This is a genomic window from Roseiconus nitratireducens (assembly GCF_008629675.1).
Taxonomy (GTDB): Bacteria; Planctomycetota; Planctomycetia; order Pirellulales; family Pirellulaceae; genus Stieleria; species Stieleria nitratireducens.
Genome location: NZ_VWOX01000008.1, coordinates 228,671 through 249,834 on the forward strand (window position 1 = coordinate 228,671; position 21,164 = coordinate 249,834).

General features: G+C 62.6%; 16 protein-coding genes. 8 read left to right on the top strand and 8 right to left on the bottom strand.

Annotated features, from left to right (window positions below):
* Positions 1 to 112: 112 nt before the first annotated feature.
* Positions 113 to 778: an HAD-IA family hydrolase gene (locus FYK55_RS15550; protein WP_161604533.1), complete on the bottom strand. Its 666-nt coding sequence runs from the start codon at positions 776 to 778 to the stop codon at positions 113 to 115.
* 61 nt (positions 779 to 839) lie between these two features.
* On the opposite strand from FYK55_RS15550, the gene FYK55_RS15555 reads away from it, so the two are divergent.
* A complete protein-coding gene (locus FYK55_RS15555) occupies positions 840 to 2,180 on the top strand; it encodes an MFS transporter (protein WP_235908723.1) in 1,341 nt (446 codons plus the stop codon).
* A gap of 42 nt (positions 2,181 to 2,222) precedes the next feature.
* Here FYK55_RS15555 and FYK55_RS15560 read toward each other — a convergent pair whose 3' ends face one another.
* Positions 2,223 to 3,647, bottom strand: a complete 1,425-nt coding sequence (locus tag FYK55_RS15560; protein WP_390621730.1) for an ammonium transporter — start codon at positions 3,645 to 3,647, stop codon at positions 2,223 to 2,225.
* A gap of 728 nt (positions 3,648 to 4,375) precedes the next feature.
* Between FYK55_RS15560 and FYK55_RS15565 the strand changes: the two genes are divergently transcribed.
* On the top strand, positions 4,376 to 6,376 hold the full coding sequence (locus tag FYK55_RS15565; RefSeq protein ID WP_150077360.1) for a hypothetical protein: 2,001 nt from the start codon (positions 4,376 to 4,378) through the stop codon (positions 6,374 to 6,376).
* Between the two features lie 97 nt (positions 6,377 to 6,473).
* On the opposite strand, the gene FYK55_RS15570 is transcribed toward FYK55_RS15565, so the two are convergent.
* Complete coding sequence (locus tag FYK55_RS15570) at positions 6,474 to 8,492, bottom strand: sigma-54-dependent Fis family transcriptional regulator (RefSeq protein WP_150077361.1); 2,019 nt, start codon at positions 8,490 to 8,492, stop codon at positions 6,474 to 6,476.
* A gap of 485 nt (positions 8,493 to 8,977) precedes the next feature.
* On the opposite strand from FYK55_RS15570, the gene FYK55_RS15575 reads away from it, so the two are divergent.
* From FYK55_RS15575 to FYK55_RS15590, 4 genes are all read left to right on the top strand, one after another.
* Positions 8,978 to 9,790: an enoyl-ACP reductase FabI gene (locus FYK55_RS15575; RefSeq protein ID WP_150077362.1), complete on the top strand. Its 813-nt coding sequence runs from the start codon at positions 8,978 to 8,980 to the stop codon at positions 9,788 to 9,790.
* Positions 9,791 to 9,896: 106 nt separating this feature from the next.
* Entirely contained in the window at positions 9,897 to 10,490 is a 594-nt protein-coding gene (locus FYK55_RS15580; protein ID WP_150077363.1) for a thioredoxin family protein, read from the top strand.
* A complete protein-coding gene (locus FYK55_RS15585) occupies positions 10,491 to 11,414 on the top strand; it encodes a prenyltransferase/squalene oxidase repeat-containing protein (protein ID WP_150077364.1) in 924 nt (307 codons plus the stop codon).
* A 158-nt stretch (positions 11,415 to 11,572) separates the two neighbouring features.
* A complete protein-coding gene (locus tag FYK55_RS15590) occupies positions 11,573 to 12,256 on the top strand; it encodes an ABC transporter ATP-binding protein (RefSeq protein WP_150077365.1) in 684 nt (227 codons plus the stop codon).
* Between the two features lie 275 nt (positions 12,257 to 12,531).
* On the opposite strand, the gene rplL is transcribed toward FYK55_RS15590, so the two are convergent.
* From rplL to FYK55_RS15610, 4 genes are all read right to left on the bottom strand, one after another.
* Entirely contained in the window at positions 12,532 to 12,948 is a 417-nt protein-coding gene (rplL, locus tag FYK55_RS15595) for a 50S ribosomal protein L7/L12 (protein WP_150077366.1), read from the bottom strand.
* Positions 12,949 to 13,023: 75 nt separating this feature from the next.
* On the bottom strand, positions 13,024 to 13,548 hold the full coding sequence (gene rplJ, locus FYK55_RS15600; protein ID WP_150077367.1) for a 50S ribosomal protein L10: 525 nt from the start codon (positions 13,546 to 13,548) through the stop codon (positions 13,024 to 13,026).
* Positions 13,549 to 13,731: 183 nt separating this feature from the next.
* Complete coding sequence (gene rplA, locus FYK55_RS15605) at positions 13,732 to 14,409, bottom strand: 50S ribosomal protein L1 (RefSeq protein WP_150077368.1); 678 nt, start codon at positions 14,407 to 14,409, stop codon at positions 13,732 to 13,734.
* 297 nt (positions 14,410 to 14,706) lie between these two features.
* Positions 14,707 to 15,189: a CinA family protein gene (locus FYK55_RS15610; RefSeq protein ID WP_150077369.1), complete on the bottom strand. Its 483-nt coding sequence runs from the start codon at positions 15,187 to 15,189 to the stop codon at positions 14,707 to 14,709.
* A 348-nt stretch (positions 15,190 to 15,537) separates the two neighbouring features.
* Between FYK55_RS15610 and FYK55_RS15615 the strand changes: the two genes are divergently transcribed.
* A complete protein-coding gene (locus FYK55_RS15615; RefSeq protein WP_150077370.1) occupies positions 15,538 to 17,742 on the top strand; it encodes a cation:dicarboxylate symporter family transporter in 2,205 nt (734 codons plus the stop codon).
* Between the two features lie 143 nt (positions 17,743 to 17,885).
* Positions 17,886 to 18,716 (top strand): hypothetical protein, encoded by an 831-nt coding sequence (locus FYK55_RS15620; protein WP_150077371.1) that lies wholly within the window; start codon positions 17,886 to 17,888, stop codon positions 18,714 to 18,716.
* Positions 18,717 to 18,727: 11 nt separating this feature from the next.
* Here the strand turns inward: FYK55_RS15620 and FYK55_RS15625 are convergent, their stop codons facing one another.
* Positions 18,728 to 20,542 carry a response regulator gene (locus tag FYK55_RS15625; protein ID WP_235908724.1) on the bottom strand — a complete coding sequence of 605 codons (1,815 nt, stop codon included), beginning with the start codon at positions 20,540 to 20,542 and terminating at the stop codon, positions 18,728 to 18,730.
* Positions 20,543 to 21,164: the final 622 nt, after the last annotated feature.

Consider the following 21,164-nt stretch of genomic DNA (forward strand, 5'->3'; position numbering starts at 1 on the left):
CCTCCGCGACCCTCCCGGAGGGAGGGTAAAGCAGAGAACGCATGACGTCGATCGCTAGATGGGCTCCATGGAGCGGTCGGTCAGGCTGCACTTGATGGCCTGGACCGGCCTGCTACAGGTCCGCTGTCAACGTGCTCAACGCATCGGCTTGATCACGGACCAGATGGCGGGCGTGCCAGCCCGATTCTCGAGCCACAACGACGTCACCGTGGTGGGTGTCGCCGATCATCAGCACACGCGACCGGTCGGCGGCCGCCAGTCGTTCGGTTGCGGCGCCGTAGAACCGCGGATTGGGCTTGGACCATCCCAGATCGCTGCTGATCAGGATTTCGTCGACCTGGTCCGTCAATTGCATCCCCTCCAGGATTCGCCGTAGGCGGGCATCAAAGTTCGATGCGACGGCCAGCCGGTAGCCTTGCCGACGCAGCCGCTGCAATGTCGGAGCCACATCTGCAAAAACCTGCCAATGGTCCGGAACGGCGAAATACTCCCACAATTGATCAAACACATCCTCCAGCCGATGCTCCGGCAAGCCGAGCAACGCGTCACGGACGATTTGCTTCCACCGCTGACGTTCGTAGGCCGCATCGGTGGGGAGGTCGGCGCAAGCCCCCAGAAAGTGCTTCCCCATGGCCGACTTCAGATTCCGGCGGACCGCTTCCAACGGCACGTCCAGCCCCAGCCGACGGCCAGCGGCCTGGTACGCCACTGCGGGCTCGGGGTCCGGCGTCATCAAGGTGCCGGTGGAATCAAAAACAATCCAATCGTAAGGGCGCATCGAAGTACCATTAGCGACAGGACCCCTGGCCGAGCCCTGGACGCCTTGGGATGGTGTAGGCATGGATGATCAGACAACCGACACGAAACTGCCCGAGCGGATGACCGGCAGCGTGTCCCCCTACCGACCGCCGGTCGAGGTGTCCGAACCGCCGCCGGCGGCTGCGCCGGTGGAGGACGATTCTTCGGCCTGGGCGCCTCTCCGCAACCCCGTCTACCGGTCTTTTTGGATCGCGTCGCTGGTCTCCAATCTGGGGACGTGGATGCATGAGATCGGTGCGGGCTGGTTGATGACCGACTTGGACGCGTCGCCGCAGATGGTCTCCGCCGTCCGCACCGCCATGGCAACGCCGATCGTGTTGCTGGCAATCCCGGCCGGCGTGCTTGCCGACCGGGTCGATCGGCGACATCTGCTGTTGGGGACCCAGGCGATCTTGCTGTGCACCACGGCGACCCTGGCCGCATTGACGGCGGCCGGTTGGGTGACCAGCTGGCTGCTCCTGGCGCTGACCTTCTTGATCGGCCTGGGGCTGACCTTGCACGTCCCGACCTGGCAGGCTTCGATTCCGGAACTGGTCCCCAGGCGCCAACTGTCCCGCGCGATCGCCTTGGGCAGTGTCAGTTTCAACCTGGCCCGCGCGGTCGGACCGGCGGTGGCCGGGGCGCTGGTGGCCATCACCGGTTCCTGGATCGCATTCTCTTTCAACGCGGTTTCATTTGCCGGCGTGATCCTGGTCCTGCTGGGCTGGCGTCGCGACCGCAGCGAATCCACGCGGGGCTTGTCGTTTCATCGATCGATGTACCAGGGGCTACGATACGTGTACCGCACGCCGACGATGCGCAACACGCTGCTTCGCGTCGGACTGTTCGTGCTGCCGGCGAGTGCTCTGTGGGGGCTGCTGCCGCTGGTCGCCAAGGTTCGACTGCAATGGGGCGCTGACGGATTCGGAATCCTGGTCACGTGCGTGGGTGCCGGCGCGGTGTTGGCGGCACGTTTCTTGCCGGCCGTGCAGTCGCGGTTGGGCAGTGACCGCACCGTCTCCACCGCCATGCTCGTGTTTGCCACCGGACTGTACCTGATGGCTTCCTCGTCGCAGCGGCTGGTGGTGGCTGCGGCGGCGGTCGTCATGGGATGTGGCTGGATGATGACGCTGACGACGTTGAACACGTCGGCGCAGATCACCCTGCCAAGCCGGATGCGGGCCCGCGGGATGAGCTGCTACCTGACGGCGATGGCGCTTTCGATGTCGACCGGTTCGTTCTTGTGGGGATCGGTGGCCGAAGCGCTGAGTATCGGCCGGGCGCAAAAAATCGCGGCAATCACTTTGATGGTGACCGCCGCGATCGGATTGTGCTTTCGCATCAGCAACGGGACGCGGCAGGAATCACGCTCGCGTCCGTAATCCCGTTCGCGGCCACGCGGCTGAACACGGTCATGCCGGCGGCTACGCCAACATGTACCCCTCTTCGCCGTGGTCGGTGATGTCCAACCCGCGCTGTTCGTTCTCCGCGGGGACGCGCAGCCCGATCATCACATCGATGATCTTCAGCAGCACAAAGCTGCCCAGGCCGGCGAACAAGAACGTGACCAGCACCGCAACGATCTGCTTGATCAACAGTTCGGGGCTGCCCGATTCCACCAGCCCCAACTTCTGACCTTCGGCCACATCCCAGCAGGCACGCGTGGCAAAGACGCCGGTCAGAATCGCACCCAAGGTGCCCCCGACGCCGTGGACCCCGAAAGCGTCCAATGCGTCGTCGTAACGCAGCGAATGCTTCAGCTTGCTGCAGGCCCAATAGCAAACGACTCCGGCCAAGGCCCCCATCAACAGCGCAGGCATCGGTTGGACGAAGCCGGCCGCCGGTGTGATGCAAACGAGCCCGGCGACCGCGCCGCTGCTGGCGCCCAGAACGGTCGGCTTGCCCAACACGATCCATTCCGTCATCGCCCAGGCTACAGCCCCGGCGGCCGCCGAAAAGTGCGTGGTGGCGAACGCGCTGGCGGTCAAACCGTCAATCGCCAGCTCGCTGCCGGCGTTGAAGCCGAACCATCCGACCCACAGCATCGCCGCGCCCAGTGCGGTGTAGGTCAGGTTGTGCGGTTGCATCGGTTCACTGGGATACCCCATCCGCGGGCCGATCAGAATCGCCGCGATCAGTGCAGAGACACCGCTGCTGATGTGAACGACGGTGCCGCCGGCAAAGTCCAAGGCACCGGCCATCCCGCCGAACAACGCCTCCTCGCCGGCGAAGTACGACAACGGTCCCTCGGCCCACACCCAGTGACACAGCGGGCAGTAAATCAGCGTGCCCCACAGGATCGAATAGATCACCATCGCACTGAACTTCATCCGTTCGGCGAAGGCGCCGCAAATCAGTGCCGGCGTGATGATGAAGAACATGCCTTGGAACAGCATGTGGGTCAGCCGGGGCATGCTGCCCGCCATCGGTGTCACGGCCGTGTTGCGGGCGTCGTCCCATTCTCGGGCGACGCCGTTCATGAACGCGTAGTCCAGGTTGCCGATCCATCCGCCGGTGGAACCGAACGCTAATGAGTAGCCGTACAGGGACCACAGGACCGTCATCAGCCCCATCAGGAAGATGCACTGCATCATCACGCTGAGCACGTTTTTGCGTCGCACCAACCCGCCGTAAAACATCGCCAGTCCGGGCGCGGTCATGAACAGCACCAACGCACAACAAACCAACATCCAAGCGTTGTGGGCTCCCAGGGAGGTGTCGGCGATCTCGGCATCGGTCAGGCCCTCCACCGCCGCGACCGAAGCCGGGGGCGTCGCGTCGGCGGCCCCCGGTTCAGGTTCAGCCTGGGCCCAGGCGGCCGACGCCGAAAGCAGAACGATCCATGGCACAAGCGCCACGATCGCGCAAAAACGTTTTCCCTGTCTCACAACAAACACCTCGGTTAGTAAGGAGAATGATGCGTGATCCGTGGGACGTTCCGCTGCGCACCGTGAGACGCCGCCGCCTATCGGGTCTCCTCGCGCGCCAACGGGACTTCCCGCCCAAGCGGCTCAACGAAAGCAGGAACCTCTGCTTCCGATGGGGAACAAGCCAATCACGCGGGCCATAGGATACGACGAAGCGGACCCGCTCGCCATCACGGCCAGCAGTTTGACCTTGGCGGGATTTGCGCTGAGAGCCAGACTTGGAGAATCCTGCCGCTGTTCACTCTCCCGCTTGGACGGCGTGCCGTTTGGCTTCACCCTCCTTTTCAAGGAGGGTCGTGTTGCTGTCGCCGCTTCGCGGCCGGCGGTGTCTGGGCAGCCGTTTCCGTCGGCTTGCACCGACGTCAGGGAGCTGTTGTCGCTTCGCGACGGGCGGCTAAGGAAGGTTGAGAACCGCTTCCGGCCCGGCCGGAACGGCGGCCGCCGCGGCCTGGAGAAGCGCATAAAGAAACGCAGGTGGAAATGAGCACCTGCGTTTCAAAAATAACAGTAGCGTTGGTCAGCAATCGCGACCCTCAATGAACCGTGCGTTGCCAAGCGTCACGAATCCGTTCCGCAGTCATAGCAATAATGATTTCGACACGGTAAAAGGAACTTATCCTGGACGAGCCGACTCCGCAAGACCAGATTCAATGAACTTGAAAAACGACTCCCGCTTCGCCCCCCCGGAACTGCTCCGGCTGGGCGAGCGCATCGCCGTCCTGCCGGTGATCCACGGCAGTGGCCAGTTCGCATTGACCGTGCGGAGGTGGATGCTTGAACACGACTTCGACTGCATCGCGGTGCCGTTGCCGGAATCGTTTCGCGACCCGACCGAAGCGGCCATTCTGGATCTTCCCCGGCCATCAATCGTCATCCAGCCGGCGGCCCCCAAGTTCACTCCGCCCACCTTCCAAAACGACTACCAGCCCTACGGCGGCGAAGCGGGCGAGGACGCGATGGAGGAAGACGACGCCGACAGCGATCCGGCCAGCTACGTGCCGATCGACCCCTGCCAGCCGGTGATCATGGCCATCCGCGCCGCGATGGGGGAACACATCCCGCGGGCGTACATCGACCTGGAAACCAACCCCTTCCTGCCGTTCTCCACGGTCATGCCGGACCCGTTCGCCGTCCGCCACGTTTCCGCGGAGCGTTTCGCGGCGGCGGTGCTGCCCAGTTTACCCCGGCCGCCGGACCGCCAAACGCGGGCGCGGATCCTGCACATGGCCGCTCGCCTGGCGGAATTGGAGCAACACCATCAACGCATCTTGTACGTCACCAGCGTGCTGCAGTGGCCCTGGGTGCGCGAGGCGTACACCGATTGGTTCTCCCGTGACGCGGCGACCAAAAGCGAAACGTCCAACGCGCTGCAGCTGCCCGAACCGGACGACGTGCTGCCGGCCGAACGCTTCAACTTGGATCCCCGCACGTTGATGTTCCTATTCGGCGAACTGCCCTACATCACCGGACTGTACGAACGTGCCCGCCGCGAGTTGGATGATGACGAGGATTTGCAAATCGACGGCGTCAAGGAACTGCTGATCGCCGCGCGATCGAGCTACCGCAGCGAACTGAAACAGTTCGCCCGACGCATCACGCCGCTGCACCTTTCCAAGTGCCTGCAATACATCCGCAACCTGTCCTTGATCTCGCGGCGGATGACTCCGGACTTGATCACGATCGTGACCGCCGCGCAGCAGATCATGGGCGACCAGTACGCGCTCCACGTCGCCCAACTGGCCAACCAGTATCCGTACGCCCATGCGCCCGAAACCGGCTCCGATGCGGACCCTGCCGGCGAGGTCAAAATGGGCATCGATCAGGCGCAATTGCCCGACGGCCAAGTGGTTTCGATGGTCAACCGATTGCCGGGTCCGCCCATCACCTGGCGGACGCTGCACTTGAAACGCAAACCGTCGTCCCCCGAAAAGAACCGCTGGAAGTATCAGTGGAATCCGTACACCCAATGCAGCTACCCGCCGGAAGACGAACGCATCGAGAACTTCCGAACCCGCGTGTTTGATCGCGCCAAAGCCATCATCGGCAACGACTTGGCGCGCACCGAGAAGTTCACCACCAGCGTGAAAGACGGCATCGATATCCGCGATACGCTCCGTCACTGGTACGATCGACAGATCTACGTGAAGGTCATTCCGCCCAGCCGCGGCACACTGGACGCCTGCGTGATGCTGTTCGATTCGCCTTCGGACCCCCGCGACTATTCGTGGCGGACGACCTGGTTTGCCGAGCACAAGGACGAATCGACGTTGGCGTTTTACGCCACGCACTTTGGCGAAGAGATGGTGGGTCCGGGAATCGGACTCAGCCGCTACGGGGGCGCGATGTTTCTGTACCCGCCGGTCGTGATCCCGGACATCTGGGGTGACCCGCGTCTGGATTACACCGAAACGCTGGAAGAACGGCTGATCGCTGCTGCCTGCATGCACAGCGCCGGACGCCAAGTCGCCCTGCTGAGCGCCCTGCCACCCGGCGGGGGTTGGCGGCGGCTGGCACGCCGGCACCGCAAGACACTGGTCCACGTCCCGCTCAGCAGTTTCAGTGACGAACAGGTGCAACAACTTCGCATGGTGCACGTGCTCAACGGCCGCGAAGTCCGTTCCTATGCCGAAGAGTTCATCCGGCGGGTGTGATGCCGATGTTGCCATCGTCGCCAGACGGTGGCGAGGCGGCGGCGTCCAGATCCTGCAGCTTCCAGATTCTGCAGCTTTCACGCTCTGGCGAGCGTGGCTACAGATCGTCGCCGACTTGCATGCCCAACTGTTTCATCTTGCGGTACAGGTTGGAACGATGCAGGTCCAACCGCGCGGCGGCTTCGGTCATGTTGCCGCCGCTCTTGTCGATCGCCTGCTTGATGTGTTCGATCTGGAACAGTCGCGTCGACTCGGACAGTGACTCCGGCGTGTCCGGACGCGACGACAACGGTTCGACGCGGCTTTTGGAAGCACCGCCGGCGGGCCGAAGTTCCAGATCTCGGGCCGACAGCTCGTTGCCGGTGCTCAGGTAACACACACGTTCGATCGTGTTGCGCAACTCCCGGACGTTGCCCGGCCAGGGATGCGACAACAACGCCGTCTGGGCGGAATGGTTCAGCACGGGGACCCGCCGCCCGATCTGGTAACAGAAGTGCTGCAGAAAATGATCGGCCAACAGCAGCACGTCCCGACCGCGCTGGGCCAGGTCGGGCAGCGACAACGAGACCACGTTCAAGCGGAAGAACAGATCCTCCCGGAACCTCCGCTCGTCGATCAACCGATCCAGCGGCTGGTTGGTGGCGGCAATCACACGGACATCGACCGAGATCGGCAGGCTGCCGCCGACCCGTACGACTTCCTTTTGCTCCAGCACCCGCAACAATTTCGCCTGGCCACCGGCGCTCATGTCGCCGACTTCATCAAGAAACAGCGTTCCGCCGCTGGCCAATTCGAACTTGCCGATCCGCGTGGTGTTGGCATCGGTGAAGGAACCTTTTTCGTGCCCGAACAACTCGCTTTCCAACAGCGATTCAACCAACGCGGCGCAATTGACCGCGATGAAGGGCCCGTTGCGGCGTTCGCTCTGGTAGTGGATGTGCCGGGCCAGCACTTCCTTACCGGTGCCGTTGCTTCCCAACACCAACACCGTCAAATCGGTCCCGGCGACACGCGTCGCATTTTCGCGAACGGCAACGATGTCCGGATGCTCCCCGATCAGCGGCGTGCTGCGTGCCGCGTCACGGACCAGGCGGTCGCGTGATTCGGTCAACGACTTCTTGGCCCGCTGGGCTTCGATGGCCACCGCGGCGTGGTTCGACAGATCCGAAAGCAGCAGCACGTGGGATTCGTCGAACTGGTTGGCGCGGTGATTGATCGCTTCGAACACGCCGATCGTTTCACCGCGTTGCCCGACCAGCGGGACCGCGACCAGCGACCGCGTGTCGAAAGCCAACGACCGATCGACGTCGCGATTGACCCGGGATTCGTCATCGCTGTCGCCGTTCCAGATTTGCGGCTCGGACGTCGACAGGACTTCGCCAACCACGCCCGCATCGTCGGGAACTTCTAGCGGACGATCGTCGATTCCGAGCGCCGGTCGCCCGATCAACTTGCTGCGCCGACGATCCCACAGAAAGATGCTGGCGCGTTCACAGTCCAACAACTCCGTGGCCGTGTCGGCGATCCGGCGCAGCAACGTTTCGTCGTCGCTGGAGGCTTGAAGCTGGGTGCGTTGCCAGCGTGCCGCTGCCTCCAGCACACTGGACAACTGATCGATCCGGTGCCGTTGCCGCGACAGGATCTCCGCCCGACTGAGCGCCGCGATCAACAGGTCGCACATTTGCTGGTCCCGCGCGGCGGGGCCGGCGGAGCCTTCCGGCAGACGGAGGACCAGACAGCCGACCAGCGGAGACGCCACGATGCCGCTGCCGGCGGCGTTTCCAAGATCCACCTGGCAGGGCACCAACCACCATGGCAGGCTGGTTTGGGGCCGGCCCCGATCCACGGCGTCGGCGATCTTGTTTTCCGGCAAAGGAACGCCCCGGTCGGCCGCCCCGGCGGGCGAATCCGACGCGGGCTTGACGTACCAGTGATCGGTCGACCAGTGACCACGCCGCTGGGAAACCATGCCTGCCGAGCGGAGATCCAAAGCATCGGCCAGGGCCGGCAGCAGGGCCGCCAACAAGCCGTCGCGGCCGGGTTCACGCAGGACCGCTTCGGCCACAGCCGCGGCGAACGCGTGCTGATCTTCGGTGGAGGAGGAATCGGGCTTCATCGCGTGCCTTTCAACGCTGGGGCGCCGGCGTCAGTGGGGAGGGAAGGGTGGGGAACCGGGAAGGCGATCACCAGCGGGCGAGGCGTTTTCGCAAACCAGGCGCGGGATTCGTCCGACTTGCGACGGCGGCAATCAAGCTTGACGCAAAACGGAATCCTGGCGGATTCCGACACGCCAATGCGTTGTCAAATGCGGTCTTCAGACACAGCCTAACACCCACGGAAGGGATTGCGGGAACCGGATCTGCGGCAAGGGCAGTTTCCATGCCAATCGTCCTGCGACTTACTCGCTCCTTGACCGCCCGCCGGCCGAACGCTCGCAGAGCCCGCCGGCCGAACACTCACGGGGCCGCCGGCCACGCGGAATCGATCCGGCTTTCCGAGGGAAATGGACGAACCGGGGCAGTTCACGCTATGTTGTCGCCGCGAAAACACGCCGCAGCACCGTCCGTGGTTGTTCACTCTTGCGCAGGAAAATGATACGAGATGCTATTTCAGGGTAAAAAGGGTTTGATTCTGGGGGTCGCCAACGACCATTCGATCGCGTGGGCGATTGCCCAGGAGATCATGAACGCGGGCGGAGTTTGCGGATTCACTCACCTGCCGGATCGCCCCGATGATGAACGGCAGCGCAACCGTCGGCGGGTGTCGCAATTGACGGACAAGTTCGAAAACGCGGCGTTCCTGTTGCCCATGGATGCTCAAAAGGATGAAGACATCCGCAGCGTGTTCGACCACACCGCGAAGGAATTCGGGAAAATTGATTTTCTGTTGCACTCGATGGCGTTTGCCGATCGAGACGATTTGGGCCGCGACACGATCGACACCAGTCGCGAAGGCTTCAAATTGGCCATGGATGTCAGTGTTTATACCCTACTAGCGTGTGCCTCGGCTGCCAAACCGATCATGAACCCCGGCGGATCGATCGCCGCAATGACCTACTTTGGCGGCGAGAAGTGCGTCCCCGGCTACAACGTGATGGGGATCTGCAAAGCGGCCCTGGAGGCCGCCGTGCGGTACGCCGCCTACGACCTGGGTCCCCACCAGATCCGCGTCAACGCCCTCTCGGCCGGCCCCATCCGAACGCTGGCCGGACGTGCCGCGGGCGTCGAAGAAATGCTCAAACTGTACGAGTACATGGCACCGCTGGGACGAAACATCAGCCACGAAGAGGTCGGTCGCACCGGGGCGTTTCTGTTGAGCGACGCCAGCAACGGCGTGACCGGTGAGATCTTGCACGTCGACGGCGGCTACCACGCGATGGGCAGCCCGGGACGGTTGCTGGACAAAGTCCAATAGTCCGCCAGCTCCCGTCGGCCAGCTCCCGTCGGCCCCCTTCGACCGGTTCCCCGCCGACAACACTTTCACCGTCTGAATTTCCTACTCTCCAAGCGACAACTCCATCATGGTTCGTACCGCAAGCACGATGTTGCCCTTGGGCACCAAAGCTCCCGATTTCTCCCTGACCGACACCGACGGCAACACGGTGACGCTGGCGGATTTTGCCGGCAAGAAAGCGTTGCTGGTGATGTTCATTTGCAACCACTGCCCCTACGTCAAACACGTCGCCGATCAGCTAAAATCATTGACCGATGATTATCTGGCCAAGGGGGTGGCCGTCGTGGCGATCAGCAGCAACGACGCCGACGAATACCCCGACGATTCGCCGGCGGCGATGGCCGACGAGAAGGCCGCCCGCGGCTATGCCTTCCCCTACCTGTACGACGCCGACCAGTCGGTGGCCAAAGCCTACGCCGCCGCCTGCACCCCGGATTTCTACGTGTTCGACAGCGACCAGACGCTGGTGTACCGGGGGCAACTGGATTCGTCGCGACCCAAGACCGACATTCCGGTGACCGGCGAAGACTTGCGCGGCGCCCTGGACGCCGTGTTGGCCGGCAAGCCGCCCGTCGAGAACCAACGGGCGTCGCTGGGCTGCAACATCAAATGGAAATCCGGTCAGGAGCCGGCGTATTTCAATTCTGGCGGTGCAAGCTGAGTGCTTCCCTATCTGCACGACCTGACACTGCGGCTGGCCGCCGGCGCGACGCGTTTGGATCCGGCCCTGCGAGAGCGGCACGCGAGTTGGCTGGCCGCTCAGCAGCGTGATGACGGCGGGTTCGCCGGCCGCGAAGGCGACAGTGATCCTTACTACACCGCGTTTGCGCTACGCGGCCTGTGGATCCTGGATGCCTTGACGCCGCAAATCGGCGGTGCCGCGGCAACCTTCCTGAAGACGCGGCTGCAGCGGCGTGAAGGAATCGTCGATTTGATTTCGCTGATTTTCGCCGCGGCGATTTGCGAGATGTCGGTCGGAGCCGTCGTGATCCCCGACGACGACACCGCCTGGGCCGACAACGTCCAGGCGTTGTTGGAATCGCTCCGCACCGACGACGGAGGTTTCGCCAAAAGCCCGGAAGGTCGCGCCGGCAGCACCTACCAGACGTTTCTTTCGGTGCTGTGCCTGGAACTGATGGGCCGTGCACCCGAACAACCGGAAAGGGTCCTGCAGTTCCTGGCCTCCCAGGCACACCCCGACGGTGGCTACCTGGAAATCCGGGCCGCCAAGCGGGCCGGCGTCAATCCGACGGCCGCCGCGATCGGCACGCTCAAGGCGCTCGGCCACCTGAACCCGTCCGAACACGGCACCACCATCGACTTCCTGGCCGGCATGCAGTCGGATGAAGGAGGGTTGTCAGCCAACACCCGGATCCCGTTCGCGGACCTACTCAGCAGTTGCACCGGCTTGATCACCCTGACCGACCTGAACGCCCGCGAGGCCATCGATGTCGGGGCGGTGGCCCGCTATGCCGAATCGATGCAAGCGGCCAATGGAGGCTTCACCGGATTCTCGCTGGACCAGATCGCCGATGTCGAATACACGTTCTACGGGCTGGCCACGCTGGCCCTGGCGACCGATTGAACGGCGTTCAGACGGCAACTCTGTAGGTCAGGCTATGCCTGACGAAACCACTAGCTGAGCAAGCCATTCAACTTCGCCGACACGTTCAGCGGCCACGTTCAGCGGCCTGAGTTACGAAGCCCCCTCCAGGAAGAAACAAAGTTGTTAGACTGCACGTCATGACCACGTTGACCGTCGAACACCTCTCCAAATCATTTCCCACCGCCGGCGAACCGCTGGTGGTGCTTCGCGACGTCTCGTTGCAGCTATCCGGAGGCGAATCGCTGGCCATCGTCGGTCCCAGCGGGAGCGGCAAGAGCACGCTGCTGCAGATCCTGGGAACCCTGGATCGCCCGGACGACGGAACCGTGCGGGTCGACGGGGAGGATCCGTTTGAGCTGTCCGAGCAAGAACTGGCGCACTGGCGAAATCGGCAGGTCGGATTCATCTTCCAAGACCACCACCTGCTGCCCCAGCTGTCGGTGATCGAAAACGTTTTGGTGCCGGCACTGGCGACGGGCAATGCGACGGACGCGCAGATCGATCGTGCAACCGAACTGCTTTCCGACGTCGGGCTCTCCGACCGGACGTCTCATTTACCCAGCGAACTCTCCGGCGGTGAACGCGAACGCGTGGCCATCGCCCGAGCGTTGCTGATGCGGCCGGCGATGATTCTGGCCGATGAACCCACCGGCAATCTGGACCGCCGAACGGCCGAATCGGTGACCGAGCTGTTGCTGCGGCTGCAGCGGGAAACCGAAGTGATTTTGATTTGCGTCACGCACAGCGACGCGCTGGCCGACGCGATGCAGAAGCGCGCCGAGCTGATGGATGGAAAGCTGGTCGACGGGGCGACGGTTTGACGACGCACCCGGGACGCGGGAAGAACGATTCGGGAACGACGAGGCGGGTTGCTCCCGCCCGGCTCGCTGAGCACTCGGCAACTTGCGAGCAACCGCCGTCTGGCGACGACAGCTACGTGGATTCCCGATCTGCCGTCTACCTTTGATCAGGCATCGCTGACCGCGCACGCGAAAAGCTCTGCACGTGCGGTGGGAACCGCTTCGGCAGAGCTTGACGTGCGCAGTGATGGAGAAACCTGCGCGGCCGGCGAGGCGACCGCTTGCGTGAGGCCGAACTATTTCAGTTCGACGCTTCCGCCGGCTTCTTCGACCTCGGCCTTGATCTTTTCGGCGTCTTCCTTGGAAACCGCTTCTTTCAAGGTTGCCGGAACGCCTTCGACCATCTTCTTGGCTTCCATCAGCGAAGCGCCGGTCAGGTTCTTGACGACCTTGACGACGTTCAGCTTCTTGTCGCCGAAGCCGGTCAGGACGACGTCGAATTCGGTTTGCTCTGCAGCAGCAGCACCTTCTTCACCGCCTCCGCCGGGAGCCATCATGACGGCTCCGCCACCGGCGGCGGGCTCGATGCCATGGACTTCCTTCAGGTAGTCGCTGAGCTCTTTGGCTTGCTTCAGGGTCAGTTCGGCGATCTTGTCGCCCATTTCTTTTGCTTCGGCGCTGAACTCAGCAACCGCAGTGGCTTCATCAGACATGACAGGTTTCCCTCAAAAAAACGAATGGTCGGTGGTGTGTAAAACGGTTGGGATTTCGATCGCTGTGACGGCAGACTACTCGTCGCCCTCGCTGATCTTCTTCAGCTGGCTGTTCAGCGTCTTTCCGGGACCCAGCAGGGCGGCCGACAGGGTCGCACCGGGGCCCAAAATTTGTCCGACAAGCATCGAGACCTGCTCTTCGCGGGAGGGCCATTTGCTGACCGCACGCACGCCGTCGGCGTCCAGCCGTTCGCCGTCCATGACGCCGCCGCTGGTTTCGAATTTCTCGTACTTCTCGTCATTCTTGTCCAAACGGACAACTTCCTTGACCAGTGAGACAAAATCCTCGCCGCCGTAGCACACGGCGACGGGGCCACTGGCACCCTCGAAGGCTGGAGCCAACGAGGTTCCCTCGGTGGCGCGTCGGGCCAAAGAGTTCTTCACCACGAACATCGTGATGTTCTTCTCGGCCAACTCGCCACGCAATTCGTTCGTCGTGTTCGCGTCCATCCCCACGCAGTTGACCAGGACGGCGTCTTGGACACCGTCAAGTCGCCGCTGGATGTCGCGGGTCACGAGATCTTTGACGTACTTACTCATCGGATAGGTTCACCGGGTTGGATCACTTGTCGGATCGCTGGTTCGATTGGATCGCTCACAAAAAATCACTGACGAATCAGAGACGGGAAAGGGTTGCGGGTGCGGCGGGCCGGAGGTCGGGCAGCGTCGGTGGGCCGAAAACCGGCGGCCGCCGGATCGCCAAACCGGGCTCTGTCAGCCGTCTTAGCAAACCACTCGCACGCTGGGACTCATCGTCGCACAGATCGCCACGCCTTTGACGTACGTGCCTTTGACCGCTTGCGGTTTCAATCCGTCCACAAACTTGATGAATGCATCGATGTTGTCGACCAACTTCTCCGGATCGAAGCTCATCTTGCCGACCATCGCATGGACGTTTCCGCCTTTGTCGTTGCGGAACTCGACCTTTCCGGCCTTGTACTCCGCAACCACTTTGCCGACATCCGGCGTGACGGTGCCCGCACGCGGGCTGGGCATCAAGCCGCGGGGACCGAGCACTCGACCGAGTGGCCCGACCAAGCCCATCATGTCCGGTGCGGCGATGCAGACGTCGAATTCCGTCCAGCCGTCTTTGATTTTCTTGGCCAGGTCGTCCTGGCCGACAACGTCTGCCCCGGCTTCTTCGGCGGCCTTGGCCGCGTCACCCTTGGCAAAGACGACGACGCGTTGTTGTTTGCCGATCCCGTGCGGCAACACCAGCGATCCGCGAATGATCTGGTCGGCCTGGTTGGGGTCCACGCCCAAACGCATGTGGACTTCAACGGTTTGATCGAACTTCGTCGAGTCAAACTTCTTCAGCGCCTCGACAGCTTCCGAGAGCGGAAGGGGTTGCGCAGGTTGTTTTTCGAGCGCGGCGCGATACCGCTTTGATTTCTTGCCCATAGGGTCACGACTCAGGTGGTGGTCGGGTGGTCTTAGCAAAATCACCTGGCCCGAGGCGAAAACGCACCTCGGCGGCAAATTCTCCCACTTCTCAGGAAACCTATCGGCTTCGCGAGGAGCGGAGAATATTCAGAAAGTGAATCGAATCGTCAACGCCAATTAGGCAAGTTGACCGGAAGTTTTTGCCCGGCCGTGATCACCCGGCCTTCGCCGCCCCTCCCATCGTCCGGACGGGGGAGGTCGGTTGGCGAGCGGCCGATTCGGCGGGCGGATTGGCCGGCGGGCGCCGACCGAGCGTCACTGCGGCAGCAGATTCAGCACCGCCTGGATCACCGCCAGCGCCGCTTCGCGTTGGCGTCCGACGCGTTTGCCGGCTTCCAACTGGAACCCCCAGGTCCGCGGCGTGCCTCCCCGCCGCAACGCGGAAATGAACACGGTGCCGTCCTGCCCCTGCGGCGCGTTAGGACCCAGATGGCCGGTGACCGAAGCGGCCAGGTCCGCGTGGGGAGTCGCTTTCAGGATCCCGCTGACCATCTGGTGGGCCACCGGAGCACTCACGGCGGTGTGCTTTTCCAACGTCTCCTGATCCACCCCCAGCCAACGCACCTTGGACGCCTCCTGGTAGACAACCATCGATCCGGCCAGGTAAGACGAGACGCCCGGAATGGTCGCCAAGGTGGCTGCCACCAGACCGCCGGTGCAGCTTTCGGCGAAGACGACGCGTTGATCGTGTTCGGCCAGTCGGTCCACAAGCTGTCGGGCGGCGGTATCAAGATCCATGGAAGGGGGTTTCCGAAAACGGGGAAGCCCGGCCAGCACTCGGGCAAAGTGGCCAGCGCTTGGGCAAATCGGCCAGCACTTGGGCAAGGTGGGATGCGTGTACCAAGTAGAGTGTCGCAGGCGATCCGGTGGAAGCGGCACGCGGTGGCAACGGCAGCTACATTGACATGCGTTTCGCCGACGGGCCACATTCAACAACGCCGCGCGGCAGTCCGTCCCGAAAGGACGTCAGGAAGGTTGCCCGACGTTTGACGGCCTGAATCAAACCGAATGCCAACCGGAATCCACGACCGTGCGTTTGACGCGATGGTTTGAAGGGTTCACTCGTACTGCGGATTTCTCTCTGCGATGAATCGCCCCGACACGCCTCTCCGCTCGCCCTCCGACACGAGGCCGGTCGACCGCCGCCACGGAAAGTCGACCGGCGGTCGGATCGCCGTGGGGCTGCTGTTGGGCGTACTTTGCGGGTTGATGTTCGGCGACCGGTGCGCGGCGCTGCAACATTTCGGCCAAGCCTACGTGGGGCTGCTGCAGATGACCGTGCTCCCGTACCTGGTGCTCTCGTTGTGCGGGAAGATGGGCCGGCTGAGTGGCGGCGAGGCACGGCGGATGGGGCTCAACGCCCTGGTCGTGCTGCTGCTGATCTGGTGCATCGGCATCGTCCTGGTCGTGGCCACCGCGGGGATGCTGCCGGAAATCCGCGGGGCCTCGTTCTTCAGCGCCACCGCCGCGGATCAAGTCGCCGAACCGGATCTGGTCACCAGGTTCATTCCCTCAAACATTTTCCACGCGCTGGCCGAGGGGATCGTTCCGGCGGTCGTTGTGTTCTGCCTGTTTTTCGGATCGGCCTTGATCGTGGTGCCCGCCAAAGAACCCGTCTTGGATCTGTTGGACCTGGGCGCCGCCGCGTTGGGACAGGTGAATGTGTTCCTGATCCGGCTGGCGCCGATCGGGCTGTTCATGTTGACCGCCGCCGCAGCCGGGACGGTGCGGATCGAAGAGCTTTCGCGTCTGCAGGGTTACCTGATGATGTTGGGGATGACTTGTGCCGTCGCGACGCTTGGCATCTTGCCGCTGCTGGTCAGCAGCGTGACCGCCATCCGCTTTCGCGACGTTCTCAAGGCGGCGTATGAACCGCTGTTGACCGCGATTGCCACGGGAAAGCTGCTGGTCGTCTTGCCGCAGATCGTGGAGAACTGCGAACGCTTGCTGGACGAGCAGGACGACCCGGTTGGGGTGGACGACACGACGCCGGGTGTCCTGGTGCCACTGGCCTATTCGTTTCCGCACCTGGGGAAGCTCTTGGCGTATGTCTTCATTCCCTTCGCGGCCTGGTACGTCGGTCACCGGTTGAGCCTTTTGCAGACGTTTCACGTGGCCGCATCGGGAACGGTCTCCAGCTTCGCCGGCCCGTTGGTCAGCATGCCTTACCTGCTGGACCGATACCACCTTCCGCAAGACTTGATGACGCTGTTCATCCTGCCCGGCTTCGTGACCATGCGGATGGGCGACGTGGTCGGCGTGATGCACCTGATGGCGTTGACCTTGATCGTCAATCAATCGCTCAGCGGACGATTACAAATCCGTTGGCGTCGGTTGCTGGCAGGGGGGCTCGCGATCGCGATCTGCGTGGCGGGCTTGGCAGCGGCCGGACGTTACTACCTGGCGTCAACCAGTTTTCACTACGACCTGGACACCCGCTTTCTGGCCATGGAGGTCCGCTGGCCGCACCCCGATGCGATCGTGTATCGAAGCCGAGAGGAGGTCCCCGCGCGAACGGTGCCCGCGGGAGAAACTTTCGAACATGTCAAAGATTCCAAATTGATGCGAGTCGGCTATCACGCGGATCACCTGCCGTACTCGTTTCTGAATCATCGGCAACACCTGGTCGGCCTGGACATTGAACTGATTCACGGTTTGGCAAATCGGCTGGACGTGCAATTGGAGTTCGTCCCGTACACCTACGAGACCATGGCCGAACAACTTCGAACCGGTGAAGTCGACTTGCTGGTGGGCGGCCTGCTGATGAATCCCGAACGGATGTTGCAGCTCGAGTTCACTCAGCCCTACCAAACCGCAACGATGGCGATCGTGACCCCGGATCACTTGCGCGACCGCTTCGATCGCTGGGATGATCCCCTTCTGGCGACGTCGGTCCGGATGGCGGCCGTGGACGAAACGCTGGCCGCCGCGGCACGGCGGCAATGGCCGCTGGCTGACATCGTCGTGATCGAATCTTACCGTCAATTCTTCCGTCAACCCGAACCGTCTTTGGACGGATTGATCATTGCCGCCGAAGAGGGTGCGGCCTGGAACGTTCTGTATCCGGACTACGCCGTCGTCGTTCCAGAGCCGATCCTCCAGCGCCCGGTCGGCTTCGCCGTGCGAAATGGTGAATTGAACTGGCTGCGGTTCCTGGATCGCTGGCTGGATTTTGAACGGCTGGACGGATCGCTGGCGGAACTGCGCTCTCACTGGACCGAGGGCGCCGGCGTCAAAGACGGCAAACCGCGTTGGTGCATCGCCCGCGATGTGCTGGGCTGGATTGAATGAATCCCACCGGCGGCCGGCCCCAGGGGATCCCGGCCGGCAGAACGCAAGCGATCCCAATCGGCGGATCACTTTCGAGCGTTTCCGGAAAGTGAGCGGCTATCATGGATGACTGGTTCTGATCTCCATCGTCACCGGTCGGCAACATGCCTCAACACGCCTCCGCATCGCACCTCGCGTCGATCACGCCTCTGCCGCCCGACGAGGCCGGCCGAGTGCTGACGTTCGCGTGGAAGCTGACTTCGAACGTGCTGATTTGCCTGATCCCCCTGACAATCATCGCCGCATCGGTCCCGATCGCGCTGGTGTTGATGCGGCTACAACCGCTGGCCGCGACATTGGTCGCCGGTGTGCTTCTGCTGACATCGTTGGGGCTGCAGGTCGCTTGGGCCGGAACGTATCCGGAGTGGCCGATCAATCGAGTCCTGCGTTGGCGTCTGCGCCGCGCCGTCGCCCACCGGTCCGCCGCCGCGCTCGCCGGGCGTCGGGCACACCGGCGGGAAGTTCGGCCATGGCCAAACTCGGCGGCCATGGTGGAATGGTTGCCGCGTGAGAAATGGTCCGTGACGCAACTGGATTCGGCCGAAGACGTGTTGCTGATCGAGGTGACGTCGCGGGGGATTCGAATGGAGGGCGACCGGGCGTATTACCAGGTGCCAGGCAGTTCGATCATCGACGTCCAATACGAATCGGTTCGGCCGGCGGGATGTTTGCACCGGCTGCACTTCGTGATTGTGGTATTTCGCACGGACACGGGCCCGTTGGAATTTCCGATCACGCACAGGGACCACGGGTTGGGCGGCTTAAGGTCTGAAGCTCGCTACCAACGCGCGATGCAGCTTTACGGCGAAATCAGCGCCATCGCCCAGGGCGGTGACTGGTCGTACTGCGATCCGTCACACAAGCACGGCGCACCTCGACGACCGACACGGCGGTCCCCGCAGCAGATCAATCCCTACGCGGCACCCGCGCATTGAGGGGACGCAAGTCAGACGCGGTTGGCTTCCCGGTCCTGCGACTTGCGCGATTCATCACCCGATGCCTGGCCAGAATTCAGGTTGGCTTCCAACACCGTTTTGACGACGTCGATCAATTGGTCCAGACGGAACGGCTTGAACAACAGGGCTTTGGGGTGCAACCCGTTTTGCCGGGCGTTGACAATCGAGTGCCCGGGATCGTAGCCGAACCCGGTCATCAGAATCATCGGCACCGGGTCAATGATCTTCTTCAACCGCATCATCAGTTGAAACCCGCTGAACTCGGGCAGTTTGATGTCGCTGATGATCACGTCGTATTTGTCGTCCGAATCACCGTCCCGGACCATCAGCACCGCCTGGTCACCACGCTGGGCCGTTTCGACAATGCAACCGTAACGCTCCAACAGGCTGTGGGCATCCTCGCGAACGGTCCCGTCCTCATCGACCACCAAGACACGTTTGCCGCGCAAGATCGAGTGCTCTTCCGATGAGATCCCCGGGGGCACCGCTTCCAGGGGCGTCATCCGTTGACCGATCTGCTGAATCGTCTGTTTGATGTCGCGGGCATTCTTCAAGATGCGGCGAATCCGGTCGACCATCTCGGGCGCGTGCCCGATGTAGTCTTCCATCACGTTGACCGCATCGTTCAAGATCTCGTCCACCGGCATCGCCACGGCGCTGTGAATCGCATTGCAACTCTGCAGGGCCGTGTCGGCCTTCTGGGCCACCAACAGTTCCAGCGTGTTCAACGCGTAGCTGATGTCGCGGGCGAAGATCTCCAAGAATTGCAAATCGCTTTCGCTGAAGGCTGCCACCTCGGGGCTTTCCACATTGATCGTCCCGAGCACCTGATCGTTCAGAATCAGCGGGACCGTCAAAGAACTTCGCGAATTCGCCACGCCGGGAATGAACAGCGGGTCATTGATCACGTCGTAGCACAGGTAGCTGGTGCCACTGGAAGCCGCGTACCCGGTGATCCCGTTGCCCTGGGGGTGGGCGAACAGCTGACGATCCGCTGCTTCCTGATCGATCCCCACACTCAGCAGCGGGACCAGGTTTCCGGTGGCTTGCTCCAACACGCGAATCTCGATGACTTCGAAATTCAACAGGTCGGTCAAATAGTGACGGATGTTGTCTTTGAGCAACTCGATGCGCTCATCGACACCCATCTGATAGATTTCCGTTGGCCGCAAATCGGCCAACTCGCGCCCGGCGCGGTGGATCGCGGCAAGCTTCTGCTGCTGCAGGATCTCGTCGGTGATGTCCCCCACGGTCACCACCAACTGCGTCGCCGGTGACTGGTCACCGACCGGTGCGGCACGGACCTGGAAATACCGATTGTCGTGGGTCTGAAACGTTCCGCTGCTCTCCTCGCCGGTCACAAAGGCGGAATGAAACGGACACAGATCCGACCCCAGGATGTCCGGATTGCCCATCAGTTCGTAGATCGATTCCCCGACCGGGTCATCCTCCAGCTTGCCGGCCCAACGTTTCAGCCGCCGGTTGGCCCACAGCACTCGGTTCTTCTGATCCAGCAGCGCCGCGCCCTCGGGCAGATCGCGCAGCATCAAACCGCTCTGACACAGACCTCGCAATTCTCCCAGTTCGGGCAGCAGTTCGCGGGCGATCCAGACCCCCTCGATCGCGGGCTCGGAGAGTTGGTCCAAAACGGTCTGGGAGGAGTCCAGAACGAGAACCTCCTCGGGCGAATAGTCGCTTGGAAGCGAATCCGCCGAGCCGACACAGATCAAGCGTTTCGGTTGCTGCATCGAACCAGCCTGGCCGTCGCCGTCGCCGGGACCGTTCGGATGAGTCGATTGCGTCATCACACGCCTCTGACCACAGGGGGGAATTCTGACTTTGGGAGGGGATCGGTGGAACTGGCAACCACCCGCGTCCGCAAATCGCCTGCCAAGCCGTTTGACACCCGCCCCGAAATGCATCATCGGCACTCGACTAGAGTGAATGATACGAGAAAACGGGCAAACAACTAGCTTCCGTACACCCCGAAACCGCCCATTCGTCCGACAAATCGCTTCAGCTGCCTGTGGGGTGCGATTGCGGTCGCCATTCCTGCCGTTGGAGCACCTCTTGCATTGAACTCGGCTTTTGTCGCCGGGTTCATGATGCCTGCCGCACTGAATTCGCGAATTCGGATCTGCAAACCCGCCATCGGAAGTCTCGCCATCCCCAGCCGTCGCCTTGCCGCGGCGTCGCGGCGTGTGCTGAAGCGTCGCCCGCTGTCCGTGCCGCACGATGTCAGTCCCGCCCGCTGTCAGTGCCGCACGGTGTCGTCGCTGCCAAGGTCGTCGCTGCCATCAACAAGCGGCGGCAAGTCACGCGTTCGAAAGTTCGTCCCAGGTCTTCAAACACCGCGCCTTCAAACACCGCTTCGTCAGACACAGTCCAGCTCCAGACCGAGCTTGCTCGGCATTTCGACCAAAGCAT